The organism is Alphaproteobacteria bacterium 33-17 (assembly GCA_001897445.1).
GTDB lineage: Bacteria > Pseudomonadota > Alphaproteobacteria > Rickettsiales > 33-17 > 33-17.
In genome coordinates, this window is the sequence record MKSX01000029.1 from 17715 (window position 1) to 38377 (window position 20663).

The 20663-nt window shown below is 32.2% G+C and carries 16 protein-coding genes and 2 tRNA genes; 13 read left to right on the forward strand and 5 right to left on the reverse strand.

Features of this window, described 5'->3' with window-relative positions; genetic code table 11:
• Positions 1-179 precede the first annotated feature (179 nt).
• From BGO27_06370 to BGO27_06385, 4 genes are all read left to right on the forward strand, one after another.
• Complete coding sequence (locus BGO27_06370; GenBank protein ID OJV11974.1) at positions 180-635, forward strand: transcriptional regulator NrdR; 456 nt, start codon at positions 180-182, stop codon at positions 633-635.
• 11 nt (positions 636-646) lie between these two features.
• Positions 647-4258 carry a hypothetical protein gene (locus tag BGO27_06375; protein ID OJV11975.1) on the forward strand — a complete coding sequence of 1204 codons (3612 nt, stop codon included), beginning with the start codon at positions 647-649 and terminating at the stop codon, positions 4256-4258.
• A gap of 266 nt (positions 4259-4524) precedes the next feature.
• Positions 4525-6798 (forward strand): hypothetical protein, encoded by a 2274-nt coding sequence (locus tag BGO27_06380; GenBank protein ID OJV11976.1) that lies wholly within the window; start codon positions 4525-4527, stop codon positions 6796-6798.
• 62 nt (positions 6799-6860) lie between these two features.
• Positions 6861-7901, forward strand: a complete 1041-nt coding sequence (locus tag BGO27_06385; GenBank protein OJV11977.1) for a hydroxyacid dehydrogenase — start codon at positions 6861-6863, stop codon at positions 7899-7901.
• Here the strand turns inward: BGO27_06385 and BGO27_06390 are convergent.
• From BGO27_06390 to BGO27_06405, 4 genes are all read right to left on the reverse strand, one after another.
• Positions 7898-9055 (reverse strand): hypothetical protein, encoded by a 1158-nt coding sequence (locus BGO27_06390; GenBank protein OJV11978.1) that lies wholly within the window; start codon positions 9053-9055, stop codon positions 7898-7900. The two genes, BGO27_06385 and BGO27_06390, sit on opposite strands and share 4 nt — an antisense overlap.
• Before the next feature lie 107 nt (positions 9056-9162).
• On the reverse strand, positions 9163-9570 hold the full coding sequence (locus BGO27_06395; protein ID OJV11979.1) for a hypothetical protein: 408 nt from the start codon (positions 9568-9570) through the stop codon (positions 9163-9165).
• Between the two features lie 168 nt (positions 9571-9738).
• Positions 9739-10134, reverse strand: a complete 396-nt coding sequence (locus tag BGO27_06400; protein OJV11980.1) for a hypothetical protein — start codon at positions 10132-10134, stop codon at positions 9739-9741.
• 83 nt (positions 10135-10217) lie between these two features.
• Entirely contained in the window at positions 10218-10718 is a 501-nt protein-coding gene (locus BGO27_06405; protein OJV11981.1) for a hypothetical protein, read from the reverse strand.
• 112 nt (positions 10719-10830) lie between these two features.
• Here BGO27_06405 and BGO27_06410 point away from each other — a divergent pair, with 112 nt between their 5' ends.
• Positions 10831-11841, forward strand: coding sequence for an aspartate-semialdehyde dehydrogenase (locus BGO27_06410; protein ID OJV11982.1), 1011 nt, complete (start codon positions 10831-10833; stop codon positions 11839-11841).
• Between the two features lie 10 nt (positions 11842-11851).
• Here the strand turns inward: BGO27_06410 and BGO27_06415 are convergent.
• Positions 11852-11926, reverse strand: a tRNA-Met gene (locus BGO27_06415).
• A gap of 27 nt (positions 11927-11953) precedes the next feature.
• Here BGO27_06415 and BGO27_06420 point away from each other — a divergent pair.
• The 8 genes from BGO27_06420 to BGO27_06455 all read left to right on the forward strand — a co-directional run bounded on the left by BGO27_06420 (position 11954) and on the right by BGO27_06455 (position 20623).
• Positions 11954-12511, forward strand: coding sequence for a hypothetical protein (locus tag BGO27_06420; protein OJV11983.1), 558 nt, complete (start codon positions 11954-11956; stop codon positions 12509-12511).
• On the forward strand, positions 12411-13289 hold the full coding sequence (locus BGO27_06425; protein OJV11984.1) for a hypothetical protein: 879 nt from the start codon (positions 12411-12413) through the stop codon (positions 13287-13289). Before BGO27_06420 ends, BGO27_06425 begins: the two co-directional genes overlap by 101 nt.
• Before the next feature lie 51 nt (positions 13290-13340).
• A tRNA-Gln gene (locus BGO27_06430) sits at positions 13341-13415 on the forward strand.
• A gap of 156 nt (positions 13416-13571) precedes the next feature.
• Positions 13572-15080, forward strand: a complete 1509-nt coding sequence (locus BGO27_06435; protein OJV11985.1) for a type I restriction-modification system subunit M — start codon at positions 13572-13574, stop codon at positions 15078-15080.
• Positions 15070-16356, forward strand: a complete 1287-nt coding sequence (locus BGO27_06440) for a hypothetical protein (GenBank protein OJV11986.1) — start codon at positions 15070-15072, stop codon at positions 16354-16356. Before BGO27_06435 ends, BGO27_06440 begins: the two co-directional genes overlap by 11 nt.
• Positions 16349-19378, forward strand: coding sequence for a restriction endonuclease subunit R (locus BGO27_06445; protein ID OJV11987.1), 3030 nt, complete (start codon positions 16349-16351; stop codon positions 19376-19378). Before BGO27_06440 ends, BGO27_06445 begins: the two co-directional genes overlap by 8 nt.
• Positions 19378-20106 carry a hypothetical protein gene (locus BGO27_06450; protein OJV11988.1) on the forward strand — a complete coding sequence of 243 codons (729 nt, stop codon included), beginning with the start codon at positions 19378-19380 and terminating at the stop codon, positions 20104-20106. Before BGO27_06445 ends, BGO27_06450 begins: the two co-directional genes overlap by 1 nt.
• A 181-nt stretch (positions 20107-20287) precedes the next feature.
• Positions 20288-20623, forward strand: coding sequence for a hypothetical protein (locus tag BGO27_06455; GenBank protein ID OJV11989.1), 336 nt, complete (start codon positions 20288-20290; stop codon positions 20621-20623).
• Positions 20624-20663: the final 40 nt, after the last annotated feature.

A 20663-nucleotide genomic window follows, 5' to 3' on the forward strand; every position in this document is an offset into this window, starting at 1 on the left:
TTAGTAAGTTTTTAATTTTCTTAAAACGGCAGGATTATACATAACTAATCGCAAAATAAATCACTGATTTCAATAGAAAATTTAACACTTTTTAACTAAAAACTTCTAGAAATTATTAATAAATCTGTCTACTGTATTATTTAATATTATATAACCTGTTCACTAAGGTAAAATATTGCATGAAATGTCCATTTTGCGGCGCTAAAGACACTCAGGTTAAAGACTCCAGAAGCACTGATGATGACACAGGCATCCGAAGAAGACGAGAATGCGCCAAATGCAAAACCCGATTTAGTACAATCGAAAAAATTATCATAAAGAATATTTACGTAGTTAAAAAAAATGGGGAATCACGCCCATTTGACCGTGAAAAAATCAACAGATCCATCAATATTGCCTTTAGAAAAAGGCACTTTCCGCCAGAGCGCTTAGAAAATATTGTAAATCAAATAATCTCTAAAATTGAGTCTTTGGGTACCAATGAAGTACCTAGTAAAACAATAGGCGACATAGTGCTAAACGTACTTAGTGAAATAGACCCTGTAGCATATGTTAGGTTTGCATCGGTTTATAAAGAATTTTCTGAAATACAAGACTTTGAAAAATTCCTGCATAAAATTAACACTAGTAAATAAGGAGAATATATATGCTTGCAAGTAATAAAAAAGACACATCATCACCGAAAATTGACCAAAACACTCCTTTGAGTTTAGAAAAGCTAAAACAAGACGCAAATAATTTCACTTCTATGTTAAATCAAACATTGATAAAGGAATTTTTTACTCAACAGAAACAGGAAGACCTTTTTTTATTAGTGCGGTGTTATCATGAAAAACTCGATCAAATAAACAGAAAAAGTGTTATTGATCTTATAGAACAAGAAAATTTAGATCAGTTTGTACAAAAGTTTGCTGTAGATTTATGCAAACAAAGCCTTTTGAATGTCAAAGATCAGAAAATTACCAAAGAAACTATAAATGCATTCATGAAGAACATTACAGATACTCTTCATAAACACAAACAAGAAAGATTAGTGACCGAACATCCTACTGACTGCAATAAAAAAACATACACAAATATTAGAAACGCCCAGTTTTACTTAGAGATGGTTCTTTTTGATTTAAAATCTAAAATTTTAGATACAGGTTTTGAACCATCTGATAGAGAATATGCTGTCATACGCCAAAATATTATCATTATTCTTGATAACCTTAAAAAGGATCCAAGTTTATATCACAACAAAGAAGAGGTGCAAAAATATATAAACACCCTTAACTATCACTTACGTAATTTTTCAGGAAAAAACGATTATAAAATTGCTGAAGTTATCGACATGCTAAGCAAAGCTATTGATACTATTGAAAATTTAAAAATCGAATGCTTAATACCTGTTGAAAATCAAAAAAGATCACCTGATATCGAATCACACAGAATGATGGAATTTTTGAAGGAAGATGGGTACAATTCACAAGTACTTTTTGAAGCCATTAAGACTAATGTCGCAAATTTTATAAAAGCCAATAGTAAAGGGCTAAAATCTTCCGAGATATTAAAAAATTTAAATACTTTATCTCATACTATGTTTATAAAAACAGGTACTTGGGCGGGCGATTCTGCAGGAAAACCAAGAGTAACTGGTGATACTATACATAAAAGTTATATTGAAAATGTTGAAAACGTTATAAAAAATGTCATTAATGTTATTGAAAATGGCTTCAATGATGTTCCATCTTCTATTTATATGCCAGGATTACGCAATTTATTAGATGAAAGAATTAAAAATACTCAGGATCCTGTTGACAAAGCAACTCTTAATAAAATTAAAACAATAGTTAGGAATATAGTAACTTCCTTAGAAGGTATTCAAACTGCATCACAAAAAAATACCTCTATGCACCTTAGTAAACATAAACTTTTGCAAAAATTTGATGTTTTGTGGAGCAGTGATACTTATCTTCAGGTACTTGATAAATATGAAGATATAGCATCAGCACTTTTACGTACACAATCATGGATATCTAACAATTTCCATGTAAATATTTATGAAAGAACAGACGCACAGGTAAATCAGGATGCCGTAAATGATTTATTCAAAACTTTCAAGAAAAAGACAAAATCACCTCTTTTAAATATATTAAAAGATAAGGAATTTTCTGATCTTACTGAAGATGAAAAATTTACTCTACTAAATAACATAATGGATTTAAATTCCAAAGAAGGTCAAAGAATAATAAGTTTACTTAATAATGAGTTTCATGAAATATTAGAACATTTAAACCTAGACCAAACGCATCCAGATTACTCTTCTACAGTTATAACAGAGCTTAAACGCAATAGAGTTGTGGCTAATGGCGGTTACGTTGAACATTTAATAAATGATGGGCAAAATATTTATACAGAATATAATTCTATCTATAAATCAATGATTGCTGACACTGAAAAGCCAAGCGATGTTCTTAGCAAAATGTTACTGATGCGCATTTGCTCTAATAATCCAAAAGAACCCCCGAAAGCACATATTATTCCTCTTACTGAAAACATGGAGTTTTTCCAAACAATTAAAAAGACCCCAAAACCTCCTAGAAAAGGTAAAGAAGAAAATAAGCCAGGTCTAGTACATAAACTTTATACCTGTGACTCATACATGCAAATGCTAGCGATGATGGGCTTTAAAATGACTAAAATGACAGCTCAAAGTGATACACCAAGGCATAATGGAGTAATTGGGGCATTACATGGCATTGATTATGCTATTGAAAAGCTCAAGCAAGTTGCGTGCCACCCTGATGTTATGGCATGTATCGCAAAAAATTCCAAATTTGCAATTTCTACTACAAAAGATATCAAAGATTATAAAAGCCTTGAAACTCCGAGATCTTATCCAAAAACTGTTGAAATCAGCATTAAAAACGGTAAGGGTCACAATATAATGCGCAATGGCGGAACTGCCTTAAATTATACCGTCCAGGGTCACAATCATACATACGCAAATCAAGCATATCAGTATATGTGGAACGTAATATCTACATGGAATAATAATTTATATCCCGATACTAAATATAAAGATTTAGTACAAACTAATGAGGAAATAAAAAAAGTATATAAAATTGCCAAAAAATTTCCTAATGCTTCATCGGAAGCACACAGGTATAGATTTTTTGATAATAAACAGGATGATAATTTTATTGAAAAAGCATTAAAGCGCAATCTTAACCCTTTAATTGGTGAAGCTAAGATAAACTTGCCAGATACTTTAAAGTTTCAGGCAGCCTTTAATAAAGCAGCGCGTGGGGAAAAAAATGAAAAAGGCGACCAGTCTAGTGAGCATCCTGTTTTATTTACAAAAGATGAAGCCAAAAAACTCCAAAATCTTGATAATATTTTAATTAAAACTTTGTTTACAAGTACTCGTGCAATTTCTGCAGATCTTAAAACTCGTCATAGCGGACTTTATGATAACCTAACAGGTTCCGCAGTTATGCAAACTATAAGAGATGTTTTTGAGTGTGAAATTTCAGAAATTCCAGAAAGTAAGTTAAAACAGGTTTTTATACTTAATACTGGCTTATTTGGTGCTTTATGGCGCATCACAATTGGTTTTTACGAAGTTGATTTAGAAGGCTTCCTGAAGTTTTTCCCAAAACAAATACGCGAGAAAGCATTTAAAGAATCTCAATGCATGCATACTATAAAGCAATATACAGAAAACAACTATGATATTAAGTATGACAAAAATAAATTTAAAGCCATAAAACAAGGTGAAGAAATTGAAATAAATATTACCCCTTATGACATTATTGCTTATGAAATTATGAAAGCCGAGCAAAAATCAAAAGACCTAAATGATCTTAAGTATATTTTAAAATCTGTTTTCGGCGACAGGTTTAAAGATGATAGTTTACTTTCATTTATGTCAGAAAAGGAGCAAAAATTTTACGCTGAAAAACTTCCAATTAATAAAGCTATCCGAAAGATCTACGGATATATTAACAGAAAACATTTCAAAGGAATTGACGATAGCGAATTATTCCCTAGCGACTGGATAGATGAAAATGGTAAAAATGCTGATAAACTTACTAATCTGATGATGAGTCTGCTTGATGGATTAGACAGAGCTGACAACTTACATGCTACTCACTTATGCGCTCACGGTGGAAGTCTGGAGAGGACGCGAGTAGGACTCTGTTTAGAAATATATCAGGATATTGCTCACAAACTTACCGAAACAGTTTCTCAGGGCTATGCTGTAGGATTTTAATATTAGAATTGTTCTTAAATTGCTAAGATAGGTATGTTAAAAATATAATTTTAATATACCTATTTTGCCTTACAATGTCTTAGTTAAAATTTTTTAAAATTTGCACATCTCATATTTACTAATTTAACTAATAAGCAAGTTATTTTGTTGCTAAATAAAATATTTTAAATTAATTTTTCATTTTTTGATTTACAGTTTATACTAAAGGTATATAAAGCTGTTTACCTAAAATCATATATTTCGCATGTCACTTGTAAGGTATGTAAATGTCAAAATCGTCTGAAAAAAATCAATCTCAAAATTTAAATGATTTTCCCATAGATTCATTAACAATTTGTAAAACTTATATAATTAACAACGATTTAAAAAGTTTAAAAAAACAATATAAAAAGCTTTCCTCCAATAAAAAAAGGCTATTACTTGAAGAGAATGATTTTGAATTACTACATTTAGCCATTCTTAACAATCGCACAGAATGTACTCAATGGATTCTAAAAAAAGCAAAAAATAAAAATATATTTGAAGAAATGCTCTATTCAAGGAAGTTTTGCCTATTTTTCAATGCTTGCAAACAGCAAAATAGCGAATTTGCCAGTATATGGGTTAATCATGCTAAAGAACATCAAATCCATCAGGTTGTTTTGGAAGATTATATACTACAAGCACTAAAGTATGCATGTGAACATAATCACATAGAAATTACCAAATATTTACTTAATGAACTATCTCAAACCAAAGCCAACAAACAGGTAATTACTCAAGCTTTAAGTGAAATGCATGAAACAGCTTTTTTTAAAAATTTTGACCAAATTACGAAATTATTAGATGACTTTTGCAAAACGCTAAATTTTACAATCCCCACAAATCATTATATTTTAGGATTAATAGAGGCGTTTTTTGATGCCTGTGAAGTAGGTCAGCTTGAAATGGCGACTGATATTTTAGATAAAGCACAGTCTCTTGGTTTTTCTCCTAATATATTTATAGAATTCAAAGATTTTGAACTGTATCGCCAAGCTGAAAATAATCAAAACTTATGTCTACAAAAATGGATAATTGAATTAGCCAACAAAAATAATTGTACTAAATTTTTTGATGTTATTGAAAAAACTATAGCAAAATCTTGGTACAATGCTATTCAAAAAAATGATTTTGATATGGCTGAAAAATATTTATTATATTGTTTAGAAATAAAATTAGATATTAAAAAAATATTATCTTTTGATAATTATAAATATTTCTACAAACTCTGCGATAATGGGACTACACAGTCATTAGATTATATTTTTAAACTTTATAAATTTTGCGACATTAGTACAACTTTTATCATAGCAATCAAAAATTTTAAGAGCTTTGTATCAACTTTTAGATTTAAAAGATTTGATTTGATGGATAAAATATTCGACATAGCTTCTATAGAAATGCTTGAAAGAACATTACTATGCTCACAAAATGCATATGTTGTACAACAAGCATGTTTTACAACCGATATTAATCTTATTAAAAAAATTTTTGAATATGTTGAAAACGTAAAAGTTACGGAAAAGATATTTGAAAATGTCAGTCATAATCCACTTCACATCACAATAGAGGCTGGTAATCATGATAATTTTCAATATGTTCTTAACAAGGCCATTAGTTATAATGCTGATTTAAAGAGCATACTTCAATATGATAATGCTAATATCATCAAAAATGCTATAAGAAAACAAAATACAGAAATAGCACGAAATTTATGTAAACTTGCGGAAGAGCTAGGTATTAATAATGCTCAAATTTTTGATTTTGAAACACTTAAAACAGGATTAATAAATGAAAGTAAAAAAGGTAACTTAGATAATGTTAAATGGCTTTATTCAAAAGCTAAAGCCCTAAATTTACATAAAGCTGTTTTAGAAGCAGATGACCTTGATATATACATTAAAGCCTGCTCACACAATAACTTACATGTTGCAGAGTGGCTCACAAAACGCATTGCGAAATATGAAATTGATAAAAGCCTGATACTTAAAAACTCCAAAATTGGCTTTTTTGAAGATGCTTGCAGAGACGGAAATATCGGTATAATTACATTATATTTAAATGAATTTGCGTATGTACCATTGATACAAGAAATCTGGGCAAAGTATAATAATAGCACTTTAAATTTATGGGTAAATAAGGCACTGGATTTTGAAGCAGCTAATGGTATCAACGCCTCTCTTATATATGAAAGTTTTTATAAAATGCCTACAACCATTACATTTGCTGAAAGTAAAATCAAGAAGTTTCCTAAAAGTCTGGCATTACTTGCTTCACAGTCAAAACTTGCCCCTACTTATAAACAATTCAAACAAATGTTTAAAGATTGTACACAAAACCCCTTATTTTCAGATATTAAAAAAACTGAGTATACTTACATGCAATATCCTAATGAAATTAGAACAGAAATAGGAAAATTCATAGGAGTCGATATGAGTGAAGCCATAACTTGGAGAGAAACCGAAATTTATAAAACTCACACTAATTCTCAGCGTAATAATTTAGTCCAATCTGCATAAGTAGGGTTTGACAAACCTTATAGAATATTTACTATCTAATAAAAAAAGCTATAGGTAATATCATGGTTAAATCTAAGGGTTATGCAGCGCAAAATGCCACATCAAATTTAGCGCCATTTGAGTTTGAAAGAAGACCACTTACAGATAATGATATACTAATTGAAATTATGTATTGTGGAGTTTGTCACTCTGATATTCATACCGCAAGAAACGAATGGAAAGGCACGATTTATCCTGTAGTTCCAGGTCATGAGATTATCGGTAAAGTTATAGAAGTCGGTAAAAACGTTACTAAATTTAAAGTAGGAGACATTGCGGGTAGCGGTTGTTTTGTAGACTCCTGCAGGAAATGTCCTGAATGCGATGAAAAATTAGAACAGTACTGCGATAAAACTTCTTATACCTATAACAGTTATGAGCAAGATGGCGTTACAAAGACATATGGCGGATATTCTAATAATATAGTTGTACCAGAAAGCTATGCATTTACTATATCACATAAAGATAATTTAGCAGCAGTTGCCCCCCTTTTATGCGCAGGTGTTACAACCTATTCACCACTTAAGCATTTTAAAGTTAGCAAAGGGCAAAAAGTAGGCGTTGTCGGGCTTGGTGGTCTGGGACATATGGGCGTTAAGTTTGCAGCATCATTTGGCGCACATGTTGTGGTTATTACTACTTCCTCAAATAAGAAAGATGATGCTTTAAAATTAGGGGCAAAAGAAGTATTAATCTCAAAAGATGCAAGTGATATAGCTAAACACGCAGGAACATTTGACTTTATATTAAATACAGTATCGGCTGATCATGATATTAATAGCTATTTATCACTTTTAAAACGTGACGGACATATGGTAATTGTGGGCGTTCCAGAAAATCCCCACCAATTATATGCAGGTTCTTTAATATTTAAACGTAAGTCTCTTTCAGGCTCATTAATTGGCGGTACAAAGGAAACTCAGGAAATGCTAGATTACTGTGCAAAAAACAACATTGTATCCGATATAGAAATCATACCAATTAATAAAATCAACGAAGCTTATGATCGTATGCTGAAATCAGATGTCAAATACAGATTTGTTATAGATATGAAGACACTTTAAGAACTAACTTTAACTCCAAGGGTTCTGTCAATATGCCAGCCCTGGAACATTTTGATCCCCAAAACATGACCGTACTGCACTGCTTTTTCATCATCACATCTTGATAAAATAATGCGAGTAGGTTCGCTGGATTTAATTTTAGCAACTAATGCCTGATTTTCAGCTTTATTTAGGTTTTTAGCAATATCTGAATTCCACTGAAGTTTTATAAGATCGGCATCCAAAGATTGCCTGTCAATTTGAAGCAGTGATAAATTATTGACCCCATCAATACAAACCCTAACGTTTTGGGAGTGTAGAAAGTCTTTTGCTGCTTTGTACCCAGCAATATCATAGAAGATATCAGATACCTGAAACTCAATAATAATAGATGCCCTCTTCTCTTCTGGTATGGTTTTTAAAAACTCCTGAAACTTCTCATCCATTATAGCAGGAATATTTAAATTTAAGCTTACAGGTTTAGCAAAGAAGTTTTCATGGTTAAGCATAATATGTCTAAGCACTATTTCATCCAGTTTTTCGACTAAAAACTGGTTTATAACCCTTGGGCTACACTGCGTAATGCGCTCATCTAATATCTTTTTTAAATGTATAAGGCTAACATATACTTCTTCATAAATTGTCTGAGGTTTTGCATTACCGTCCACAATTGCTGCTACAGGCTGCCTGCGAATATACTTTCCAATATCTTCAGTAAATAGTTTGTTCTCAATAGACTTTAAAACATCACTCAAAAGGTTAACATTACCTTTATGACCTTCAACTTGCTGTTTTTTAATACGCACTTGATAATCCTTCATTAAGTCATCACATTTTTTTATAAATTTAGTCATTTCAAAATTCAGGAAATATACAGAACACAGGCTATTTTCGCCAAATCCATTGTCTTTTGTAAGCGGATCATCCTGAAACAAATACTTTAAATTAAATACTACTTTATCAATAATATCTGCCTTAGAACTTATTAAAACGACTATAATATCCTGATTTTCAAGCAAATATGTAACGCCACTATGATTTTTTAGATGTTCGTTAATAGTATTCAGGGCAAGCCTAAGATGATAATTTGTTCTGTAATGCATTGTCAGGTTTGAAAAATGGAAATGAATAGCAGTTCCCTTTGGATCATGCCTCATATCCATTAACATTTTCATTAGTCTTGGCTCTGATGTTTTAGTAATAATGTCCAAGGTACTATACCCATATAAATCTTTATATATAAGTATATTATATTAATAAATTTACTTTTTTTACAAGTAAATTATAGCTTTGATCTAATATTTGTTGTAAGTGAAGCACCTTCCTGCTCCTCTCTATGGCAACCAAACACCCCTGGAATACCAGGTTTTTCAATATTTTTGCGCTTTTCCTGACGCTCTTTCTGCTCATAAATACTATTTATTACAAATTCAGCCGCACCTTCCCCGTATAAATTATCGTAGTATGAAGCATCAAATTCATCTTTGTCACTAATGTCTATGTTCAGCTCAACTCCTTTGTATGACTTTACATATGCACTGCCATCATTTTGTTTTACAGACTTTATAAAGAATTTTAACATGTCTTTATGTGATGCTACATCTTTCTGCCCCATAAGATCTGTAGCATGTAAATAAAGCTTTTGAAGCAGCTCGATACCATCGATACCAGAATAATTAACTATTTTCATGAAACTAACCTTTTGTTACGAACTTAGGGATTTTATATAGTTTTTTGGAGAATTGTCGAGAGTAAAACTAAAGAAGGTTATATAAAGCTAAATCTATGTAATTCTTATCATCAAAGTATATAAAAGCAGGAAATTCCCTGTTTTTATATACTTTTTAGAATCAAATAATTAGTTCTTTTTCATAGAAACTACATAGTGAGACGGATACTTCTTCATACTTCCAGAAGCAGCATCAACTATAAATCCAGGCCAGAAAAGTACGTTTACAATTGTAACGGCATTAAAGCTATTTCCTACAGCAAAATTAAGCTGAGTATATCCCGGTTTAGAACAGTCTATGTTAATAGTACCATGACCTCTGTTAACCATAACAGTTGCTGGATTAGAGTGAGTAACATACATACCGCCATTTGGGTCTGTTAGCTTACAATTTACATCAGTTAGAAGCTCGTTAGACATGCTATCTACAACCTTTACATTAATATCCTGCGTTGTACCCGAAAAAATTGTAGCACATGAAGATAATAAACTTGTTGCTACAATAGCTGTAAAAATATTTTTCATAATATTTCCTATATTTAAAATTAACCATATTAACTATAAAATAACTAAAAAAACTTATTAATCTACTTAAATTATAAGTAAATCTAATCCACAGGTGCTTCAGGAAGGTTATACTCAATGTCCTTCCTAACATCTGAAGAATCTTCGGCTGGGTTTGTGTTATATGCTTCTATTACATTCCCGAATGGAGAAATTAATACCTGGGTCGGATTACCCTTGCTGCTTGAAGCAGAAACTAACCAGCTATTAAACTCACCTCCTTCTGGAACTACTACTGGGTATTTTACCCAGTTTGTTCTGCCAGGGCATTTTTTCATACTTTCCTGAGAAGATACCACTAAAATTTCTAATCCCCTGTCTCTGTATAGCCTTGTAAGATTATTTAAAGCAAATAATCCTCTGGTAAATCCACAAAAATCCTCATCTTTTACCAGTAAAACCAATTTTCCCTTGTATTTAGAAAGATCTACCTTCTCGCCGCTTACATTTTTAAAACTAAAATCATAGGCATTAACAGCGCTTAAATTTTCAGCGAAAGATATTGCGGGTAATAAAATACTAATAATAAGTAAAATCACTTTCATAATAATCTCTTGCTAAATTTAGGTATGAATTATAATAATACAATACAAATTTATGATACGAAAGAGTATTGTTTTAATTTCTTAACCAAAATTTTATAAAGAGCTGAAAATCATGAAAAAATATAATGTGGCAGTTGTTGGCGCAACAGGCGCTGTTGGCGGCGAGATGTTAAACATTTTAAGTGAGCGTAACTTCCCTTATGGCGAGGTATATGCCCTTGCCTCTCGCGACTCAATTGGTAAAGAAGTTAGCTTTGGTGATGTAAAAACCTTAAAAATAGAATCTCTTGATAGTTTTGACTTTAGTAAGGTAGATTTTGCTTTATTCTCAGCAGGTGGAGAAGTATCAAAGAAATTTGCACCAATTGCTGCATCTAAAGGTGCTATTGTTGTTGATAATAGCTCTGCTTTCCGTATGGATAGCGACGTATCACTTATCGTTCCAGAAGTAAATCCTGAAGATTACAGTACATATAAGAATAAAAACATAATCGCAAACCCAAATTGCGTTGTTTTACAGATGGTTATGGCGCTTAAACCACTACATGATGAATTTGGTATCAAAAGAATTGTAGCTTCCAGTTATCAATCTGTATCTGGCGCAGGTAAAGAAGCAATGGATGAGCTTTTTGCTCAAACTAAGGCACGTTTTTTATATCAGGAAACAAAAAACAACGTTTTCCCAAGAGATATTGCATTTAACGTTATACCGCAAGTAGGTGCTATTTCTAACGATGGTGACACTGAAGAAGAAATTAAGGTTGCCAATGAGATTAAGAAAATTTTAGGCTCGCAAATCGAAACTACAATAACATGCGTCAGAGTTCCTGTATTTGTTGGTCATAGCGTAAGCGTGAACGTTGAGTTTGAAGATGACATTGACATGAAAACCATTGAGAATGCCCTAAAAAACTTCCCAGGTCTTGTATATCATAAAGATCATAGCCAGTACGTTACACCTAAAGAAATTGTGTGTGATTACGATGTTTATGTTTCTAGAGTAAGGCTTGATAAAACTCAGGCAAATACTATTAATGCATGGATTGTTGGCGATAACCTTCGCAAAGGTGCAGCGCTTAATGCAGTTCAGATTGCGGAAACAATAATAAAGGATTATAATTAAAGAAAAAAGATGGTGGCTGAGGAGGGATTTGAACCCCCGACCAAGAGATTATGATTCTCCTGCTCTACCACTGAGCTACTCAGCCATCTTTACCAAAAGGACAGGATCTGTTATGCGTGATTTTAAATTGTTTGTCAATATTTTATTAGCAATAATTTTCGTAATTCCCAATTTTTCTGCCTCAGCCTCTAAAATTTCAGAGGATATTAGTTTTTTAAATGCAGATAATAAAAAAATTAACCTTGAAGCTTTTGAAAACAATGTAATTTTAATCCACTTTTGGGCAACCTGGTGCGCACCTTGTACAACCGAAATGCAAGTTATAGATAAACTTCAAAAAGATTACCGCAAAAGACCTTTTAAAGTTTTAGCCCTTTCAGAAGATTACAAAGGCATTGAAGCTGTAAAAAGCTTTTATAAAAAGCATGATATAAAATATCTTGATGAATTTATCGACGATAAAAATGCTATTTTTAAAGATATGATGATTCCATCATTGCCATTTAGCGTACTTATTGATAAATCTGGAAATATTGTAGAAACATATAAAGGCGCCGTTAACTGGAATGATGAAGAAATCCGCACCACCATTGAGCTTGAGCTTAAGGAAATTGAGGGAGAAGTTACCGAATTACCTGAAACTAATGCGGATGGAAAAACCGCAGGGTAGCCTGCTTTTATTTTTTCCATGTGTTTTTGGCTATACTCTAGCTGGTGATTTTAACCTGAAAATTAGCGTTTTATTCTTAATATGCAGTATATTAATGCGCGGCACAGGCTGCATCATAAATGACATTGCGGATCGTGATTTTGATAAACATGTAAAGCGCACAAAAGATCGCCCCATTACCTCAGGTAAAGTGAGCGTTAGAGAAGCGATTATTTTAGCTATATCTATATCTATATCTATATTAAGCCTTTTAATTGCACTCCAGTTTTTACCATTTGAAAGCCTGATTATAGCTATATCATCTATTATTTTAGTGATAATTTACCCATTTTGTAAGCGCTTTACCTACTTCCCTCAAGCGATCCTTGGTCTTACTTTTAATATTGGGGCTTTAGTTGGCTGGCGTGTTATAGAACCTTTAAATACTACAGCTATATTATTGTATATAGGTCTTATTTTTTGGACTTTAGGTTATGACACTATTTATGCACTTAGTGACGCCCAAGACGACAAAACAATCGGAATTAAGTCTACTGCGCTGTATTTCAAAGAAAAAACCCCTCTTTTTGTGTCAAGTTGCTATACAGTTTTTAGCCTTATACTTTTTATTATTGGCTACTTAGAAAACTTAAGTCTTTATTATCATATATTCATGCTTTTAGCCTCCAGTCATATGCTTATGCAAATACTAAAAGTTTCTAAAGGCAATTATAACGCAATATTTAGGTCTAATATTCTGACAGGTATGATAATTTGGTTAGGATTTATTGTAAAATAAGCTTGCAATAATGAAAATTATCGATTATAAGAAATCTTATTCCAATATCGATGGGGCGTGGCCAAGTGGTAAGGCAACGGTTTTTGATACCGTCATGCGTAGGTTCGAATCCTACCGCCCCAGCCATCCTTTTTTATAACTCAACAAATACTCTTAAATTCCGAATTATTTATTGTAAAACAATTACTTATATCTGATTTTCCCCCTTGCAATCGCTTAGCGTTTAGATTATTTATTTTTATCACACTCAAAGATACAAGCTAACTTCAGAAAATAGATAATATGCAACATACAATAGAAACCCAAAAACTTACCCTAGAAAAACTTGAAAAGCATTTATGGGGAGCGGCAGATATACTACGTGGTAGTGTTGATAGCGATGCATATAAACATTACATATTTGGACTATTATTTTACAAAAGACTATGTGATGTTTGGGAAGAGGAATATGAAGATCGTCTTGCTAAGTATAAAAACCATGAGCTAGCAGCAGATCCAGATGAGCATCGTTTTCAAATACCTGCAGGTGCATTTTGGAAAGATATAAGAAAACATAGTACAGGAATTGGGGAGCATTTAAATGCTGCGTTCCATAAAATTGAAGATGAAAACCATAGTCTTAACGGAATATTTCAGGACATAGATTTTAATAATAAACAAAGGTTTCCTGATAGTATTTTACAAAGGTTACTTCAGCACTTTGATACTTATCGCCTTAGAAATTGTGACGTCAGCGCCGATATGTTAGGTAATGCTTATGAATATTTAATAAAGCAATTTGCCGATGATGCTGGTAAAAAAGGTGGGGAATTTTATACCCCAGAGATGGTTGTAAAACTTATGGTACAAATTCTTGACCCACAAGAAGGCATGACCATATATGACCCCACCTGTGGATCTGGAGGTATGTTGATTCAGGCTTACCATTATTTGAAGGATAATAATAAAAAACCTGAATCTCTTCACTTATTTGGTCAGGAAAGAAACTTAAATACTTGGGCTATATGTAAAATGAATATGTTTTTGCATGGAATAGATGATGCTCAAATTTATCGCGGCGATACTTTAAGAGAACCAAAAAATATTATAGACGAAGGAAATAAAGGGCTCAGGCAATTTGACATAGTAATTGCCAACCCTCCATTCAGCTTAAAAGAATGGGGGTATGATTTATGGCAAAGTGCTGACCCGTATGGCAGAGACAAATATGGTTGCCCACCCAAATCATATGGTGACCTAGCATTTGTTCAGCACATGATAGCCAGTTTAAATAATAAAGGCAGAATGGGGGTAGTATTACCTCACGGAATTTTATTTAGAGGCGCTGCGGAAGGCAAAATCCGCGAAGGAATACTTAAGGATGATATTATAGAGGCCGTGATCGGTATAGCTCCCAATATATTTTATGGAACCGGAATTCCTGCCTGTGTTCTAGTAATCAATAAAAATAAACCAAACGATAAAAAAGGCAAGGTGCTAATTATCAATGGGGCTAATGAATATAAGCCTGGTAAAGCTCAAAATAGCTTAACATCGGAGAATATAACCCGCATTGTAGAAGCTTACAGAAATTGGCAGGATTCTGAAAAATTAGCAAAAGTAGTAAGTATAAGTGAAATCGCAGAAAATGATTATAATTTAAATATTACAAGATACGTAAATATTGCAGATGAAGAAGAAAAAATTGATGTAGCTAAGGAAGTGGCCACTTTGCAGGAATTAACTAAAGAGTGGGATAAAGCAGAACAAGAAATGATGCACTACCTTAAGGAGCTAGGGTATGTTAATTGAGCCAGAACAATTGCCTGATGGGTGGGAAGTAATTGAATTACAGAAAACTTTTGCCTTTGACACAACTGGTTTCTGGGGAAATGAATGCAGTAATAATCAAGGCATCAAAGTTTTACGTGCAACAAACTTTTGCAAAGATGGAACTTTAGATTATTCCAAAATTTCAATTCGCACCTTTCCAGAAAAGTATAAACCCATTAAATTGCTACATAATTATGATATTATTTTAGAAAGATCAGGAGGAAGTGAATTACAACCTGTTGGGAGAGTAGCACTTTTCAATGCAGGAACAGGGTATTCAGTTTCCAATTTTATGCATATAATTAGGATAAATTCTAAAATTGCATTGCCTATTTATATATTTTATTTTTTAGATTTTATTTATAAATTTGGTTATACTAAAATTCTTCAAACTGCTACTACTGGCATAAGAAATCTCAATTATAATGAATATAAACAAACTACTGTATTATTACCACCCCTCTCCGAACAAAAACAAATTGCTACCGTACTTTCAAGTGTTGATAAGGTAATAGAGAAAACTAATGAATTGATTGAGCAGACCAAAAAAGTTAAACAAAGTTTGCTACAAAGCCTTTTAACCAAAGGCATTGGTCACACAAAATTCAAACCATCTCCACTGGGTGAGATACCTGAAAGTTGGAGATATGGTAATTTCTCAAACATAGCCTATATAAATCCCAAAAATAAATTAAATATTAGTAATGAAGCAGAAGTTTCATTCATAGGCATGGCTGATGTTTCTGAGAATGGAAAAATTGCAAATAGAGTTAGTAAACCTCTGAAAGAGGTTATAAAGGGATATACAGCTTTTATTGAAAAAGATGTTTTGCTAGCAAAAATAACGCCATGCTTTGAAAATAGAAAAGGTACTATAGCAGAAAATTTAACTAATCAAATAGGATTTGGAAGTACTGAATTTCATGTATTGAGAGCGCAAAAAGATAACGATTATCGTTTTATATATTATCATACGATAACAAACAAATTTAGAAAAATGGGAGCATATTCAATGACTGGAACAGCTGGTCATAAACGTGTTCCTGCAGAATTCATATCCTCTTATAATCTAGCAATACCACCTCTCCATGAACAACAGCAAATCGTTGATATCCTTATCTCAGTCGACAATACCATTCAAAAGCATCAAGAAAAGCTTTCATCGCTTCAAACCCTCAAAAAAGGCTTAATGCAGGATTTGCTGACTGGTAAGGTTAGAGCCACAAATATTAAACTAAAGGAAGATAATGAGTGAATATTATTTTGTAGAAAAGCCATGTATTGACGAGCTTGTAAAACTTGGCTACCAATGGATAAATCCAGACAATAATGAGCTTTTAAGAGATGGGCTAAAGAATGTTATATTAAAGAACATTTTTATATCTCAACTACAAAAAATTAATAACATTTCTGAAGATGATGCACGAGCGGTTTATTATGAGTTATTAAAAATACAAAATAATGAAGAATGGACAAAAATATTAAGAGGTAATTATAGCCGTACAGTTCTAGGGGAAAGTAAAAAGAAAACTATCCGCCTGATAGATTTTTTAGATACTAAAAATAATATATTTAGCCTCATTAATCAGTTTTCTGTTAAAGGGCTTAAAAACCGCATACCTGACATAGTATTGTTTGTAAACGGCATTCCGTTAGTAGTAATTGAAGCGAAAAGTCCATTATCCTTAAAAGACAAAACTGGAGAAGCATTTGAGCAAATTAAGCAATATGAGCGAGATATACCGATCCTATTTTACACAAATTTATTCAATATTATCACTGATGGCAATAATTTACTATATGGTGCAACTGGCTCTTCTTCTGAATTTTGGGGATATTGGCGAGACCCCTGGCCAAAAAAATCCCAAGATTTTGAAAGCACATTAGCGCAAGACTTATATGCACTTTGCGCCCCTGAAAGATTACTTGATATACTTGCGCATTTTGTTGTATTTGAAAAAGATGAGAAAACAAAAAAAATTATTAAAAAAGTTTGTCGTTACCAACAATATCGGGCTGTAAATAAAATTTATGAGCGGATAAAAGATGATAAACATAAAAAAGGTTTAATATGGCATACGCAAGGTAGCGGTAAATCACTTACCATGGTTTATACTGTTCTTAAATTAAAGGCACATTTGACTTTAACAAATAGTGAAATAGCCAATCCGAATATTCTGGTTTTGACTGATCGTACTAACCTTGACAAGCAAATTTCAAATACTTTTAAAGCATGCGATATACCAAACCCTAAGCAAATTACATCTAAACATGATCTGACACATGAATTAAGCCGCAATACATACGGGATGGTTTTACTATCTACTATATTCAAGTTTGAAGGGTCAATAAATAATATTTCAAACAGCCATAACTGGATTGTGCTAATTGACGAATGCCATCGTACGCAAGAAAAAGACTTAGGTGCATATTTACGAAAAACTCTTCCTGATGCAAAGTTCTTTGGTTTTACAGGAACGCCTGTAAAAAAGAATGACCGCAATACTTATCAAATGTTCAGCGAAATTAATGAGGGTTACCTAGATAAATATAGCATCGATGATGCTGTAAGAGATGGGGCTACCGTTCCGATCAGGTATACAAGTAGGTTAACGCAGTGGCAAATAAACCCGCAGAAATTAGATATATTATTTGATCAATGGTTTGCCCATGAACCAGAAGAAAAAATCAAGCTTTTAAAGAACAAAGGCGTATCTATAGAGCACTTAATTAAACATCCAAAACGTCTTAACCTAATTGCTTATGATATATGGATCCATTTTCTGGAAAATATTCAACCTAACGGGCTCAAAGCCCAGATTGTTGCAATAGATCGTGAAGCAGTGATTTTATACAAACTGGCGCTTGATCAAGTTATTACTGATCATTACATTGCTCAGGGACTTAGCCCAAATGAAGCTTTAGAAAAAGCTGAGCAAATGAGTAAGTGCGTATATTCAAATTCACAAGAAGATGCTAAGCCAAGTGAAGATAATTATACTCAGACAATACGTGATGGCCTAAAAGAGTTTTATCTTGATCAAACTCAAGAAGGAAATGCTATAAATAACTTCAATAATCCAGACCACCCACTTAGTTTTTTAATAGTCTGCAACAAGTTGTTAACAGGATTTGATGCTAAAATAGAAGGGGTGATGTATCTTGATAATCCCTTAAAAGAACATAATTTACTTCAGGCTATCGCCAGAACAAACAGATTGCATAACAGAAATAAACAATATGGTTTAATTGTGGACTATGTAGGCGTTACTAAAAATCTTGAGAAAGCTTTTGAGACATATAATAAAGATGATGTTGTTAATGCTATGCAAGATTTTGAAGTAGAACGTGCTATTTTAAGAGGCACTCACTTAGATCTACAACAATATTTCAAACTAGCAAACAAAAGTAGCAGCATTACCCTACAAAAAAGTGAGTTCGATAATTTAATTGATAATATAACCTCTGAAGATGAATGGTATGCTTTTAAAAATAAGGCAAAGCAATTTACCAGAGCATATGAGGCAATGCGTGCCGATCCTATTATATTAAATTTTCAATATGATTTTAAATGGGTAATGAGCTTCTTGTGCTATGCCACGCAAAAATTTGAGCAAAAAACCTACGATGATATTAAATATTACAATGAAAAAATCAGTATAATGCTTGAAAAACATCTTGATGTTATAGGAATTAGATCAATATGTAAGATTCATACCATAACCGACCCAGAATTTTGGGATGATTTTAATACTGAAAACAAAACTGAAGATCAAATAAAGACTGCAGCTATTCATAAAGGCACTGAATTAAAAAAGATTTTAACCGAAAAAGTTTCAGAAAATAAATTTCAATATGATAAGTTTTCACAAAGGGTTCAGGACATAATATTAAAATTTAATCAAGGGCATTTAGAGGCTGCTGAAGTTCTTAAAAAATATGAACAAGTATCAAAAGAATTGCAAAAAGAAGAAAATGACTATTTAAATAGTGGTTTAACTAAAGAGTCATATGGTATTTTAAAAATTTTAGAAGCTAGTAGCGAAAATGTTTTAAATGATGGTAATTTGTTAAAACTTAGCACTCAAATTGCTGAAATATATTCTTTAAGTGAGGATGCAACTATAGGATGGCAAGATAAAGATGGCTTAAAAAAGAGTTTGAGGCAAAGAGTAAGAGAGCAGCTTATAAATAACAATACAGATCCCAATAGCTTAAAAAATATAGTATTTGAAATAGAGAATTATGCGATAAAGCATTATTCCAAGGTTTTATAATGAATATTTTAGTAATTGGAAAAACGGAAATTCCTTATAAAATAAGATTAAGCACTAGGGCTAAAAAGACAAGAATTATTGTTTCGCCTAATAATGTTGAAGTTGTTGTACCACATGATACGGATATATCTAAGATTAGTCATTTTGTTAATTCAAAGAAAGAATGGGTATATAATAAATATACTGAAATATCTCATTTATCCTCGATTTATGTTAAAGATAACTTTGTAACACTACAATCTGGTGCAAAGGTTTTGTACCGAGGGCGTCAAATGATGGTTAAAATTCATAAAGTGGAAAATGACTATGATAGAATAGAATTCAAGAATAGATTCAATATTTATGTTCCAAGTACACTGTTACAAAATCAAATAGAAAAATATGCCGCAACAACTTTAAAATTCTGGCTTAAATCTCACTTAAAAAAAGATGTAAGGGATTTAATAAAACATTATACAGATGAGCTTAGTGTTAAATGTTCAAAGATTAGAATAAATAATTCAGATACATTTTGGGGTAGTTGTAATAAAAAAGGTGCTATCACTATAAACTGGAACCTCATAGCTGCTCCAAAACCCGTGCTTGCATATGTGGTATTACATGAGGTTTGTCATTTGGTACATCATAACCATAGCAAAGAGTTTTGGACTCTATTGCAAGTGCATATGCCCGATTATTTAACTAAAAAAGAGTGGCTTAAAGCTAATAAGCCTAATTATAGTTTATAAAATAGATGCTTTGCTCGCCACAAAGCTATAACGGTCTGCGCGCTCGCTACGCATCTATTTTTAATAAATTTCTTGATTAATTAGTTTTTGAATAGTAGGAATGTAAATATTTAAAGCGATTATATCTTTATAATATTTAGTTCGAAGTGTATCAACTATAGCCAGCCATCCTTTTTTTATAATGCCTGTTCTTGATTATAATAATTTACAAATACCTTATAACATACGCATAAGCTCAAAAGCAAAGCGTGCCAGAATCACAATATCTTCTGAAAAAGTTGAAGTAGTTGCCCCACTTAAGCATAATATCAAAGACTTAAACAAATTTATAAAATCACATAAACTTTGGATATTTAACAAATATCAGCACATGACTAAACACAGCCCTATTAGCGCTATAAACGACAATACCGAAGCTCTAAAATCAGGCTCACAGGTTTTATATTTAGGGCAGAAACTTGAGGTCATTATTCATAAAGTTTCAAATAATTATTGTAGAAGTTCAAAGTTTTGGTGACGGAAAAGGGTTGACAATAAGGATGTCTGAAAGGGTTATA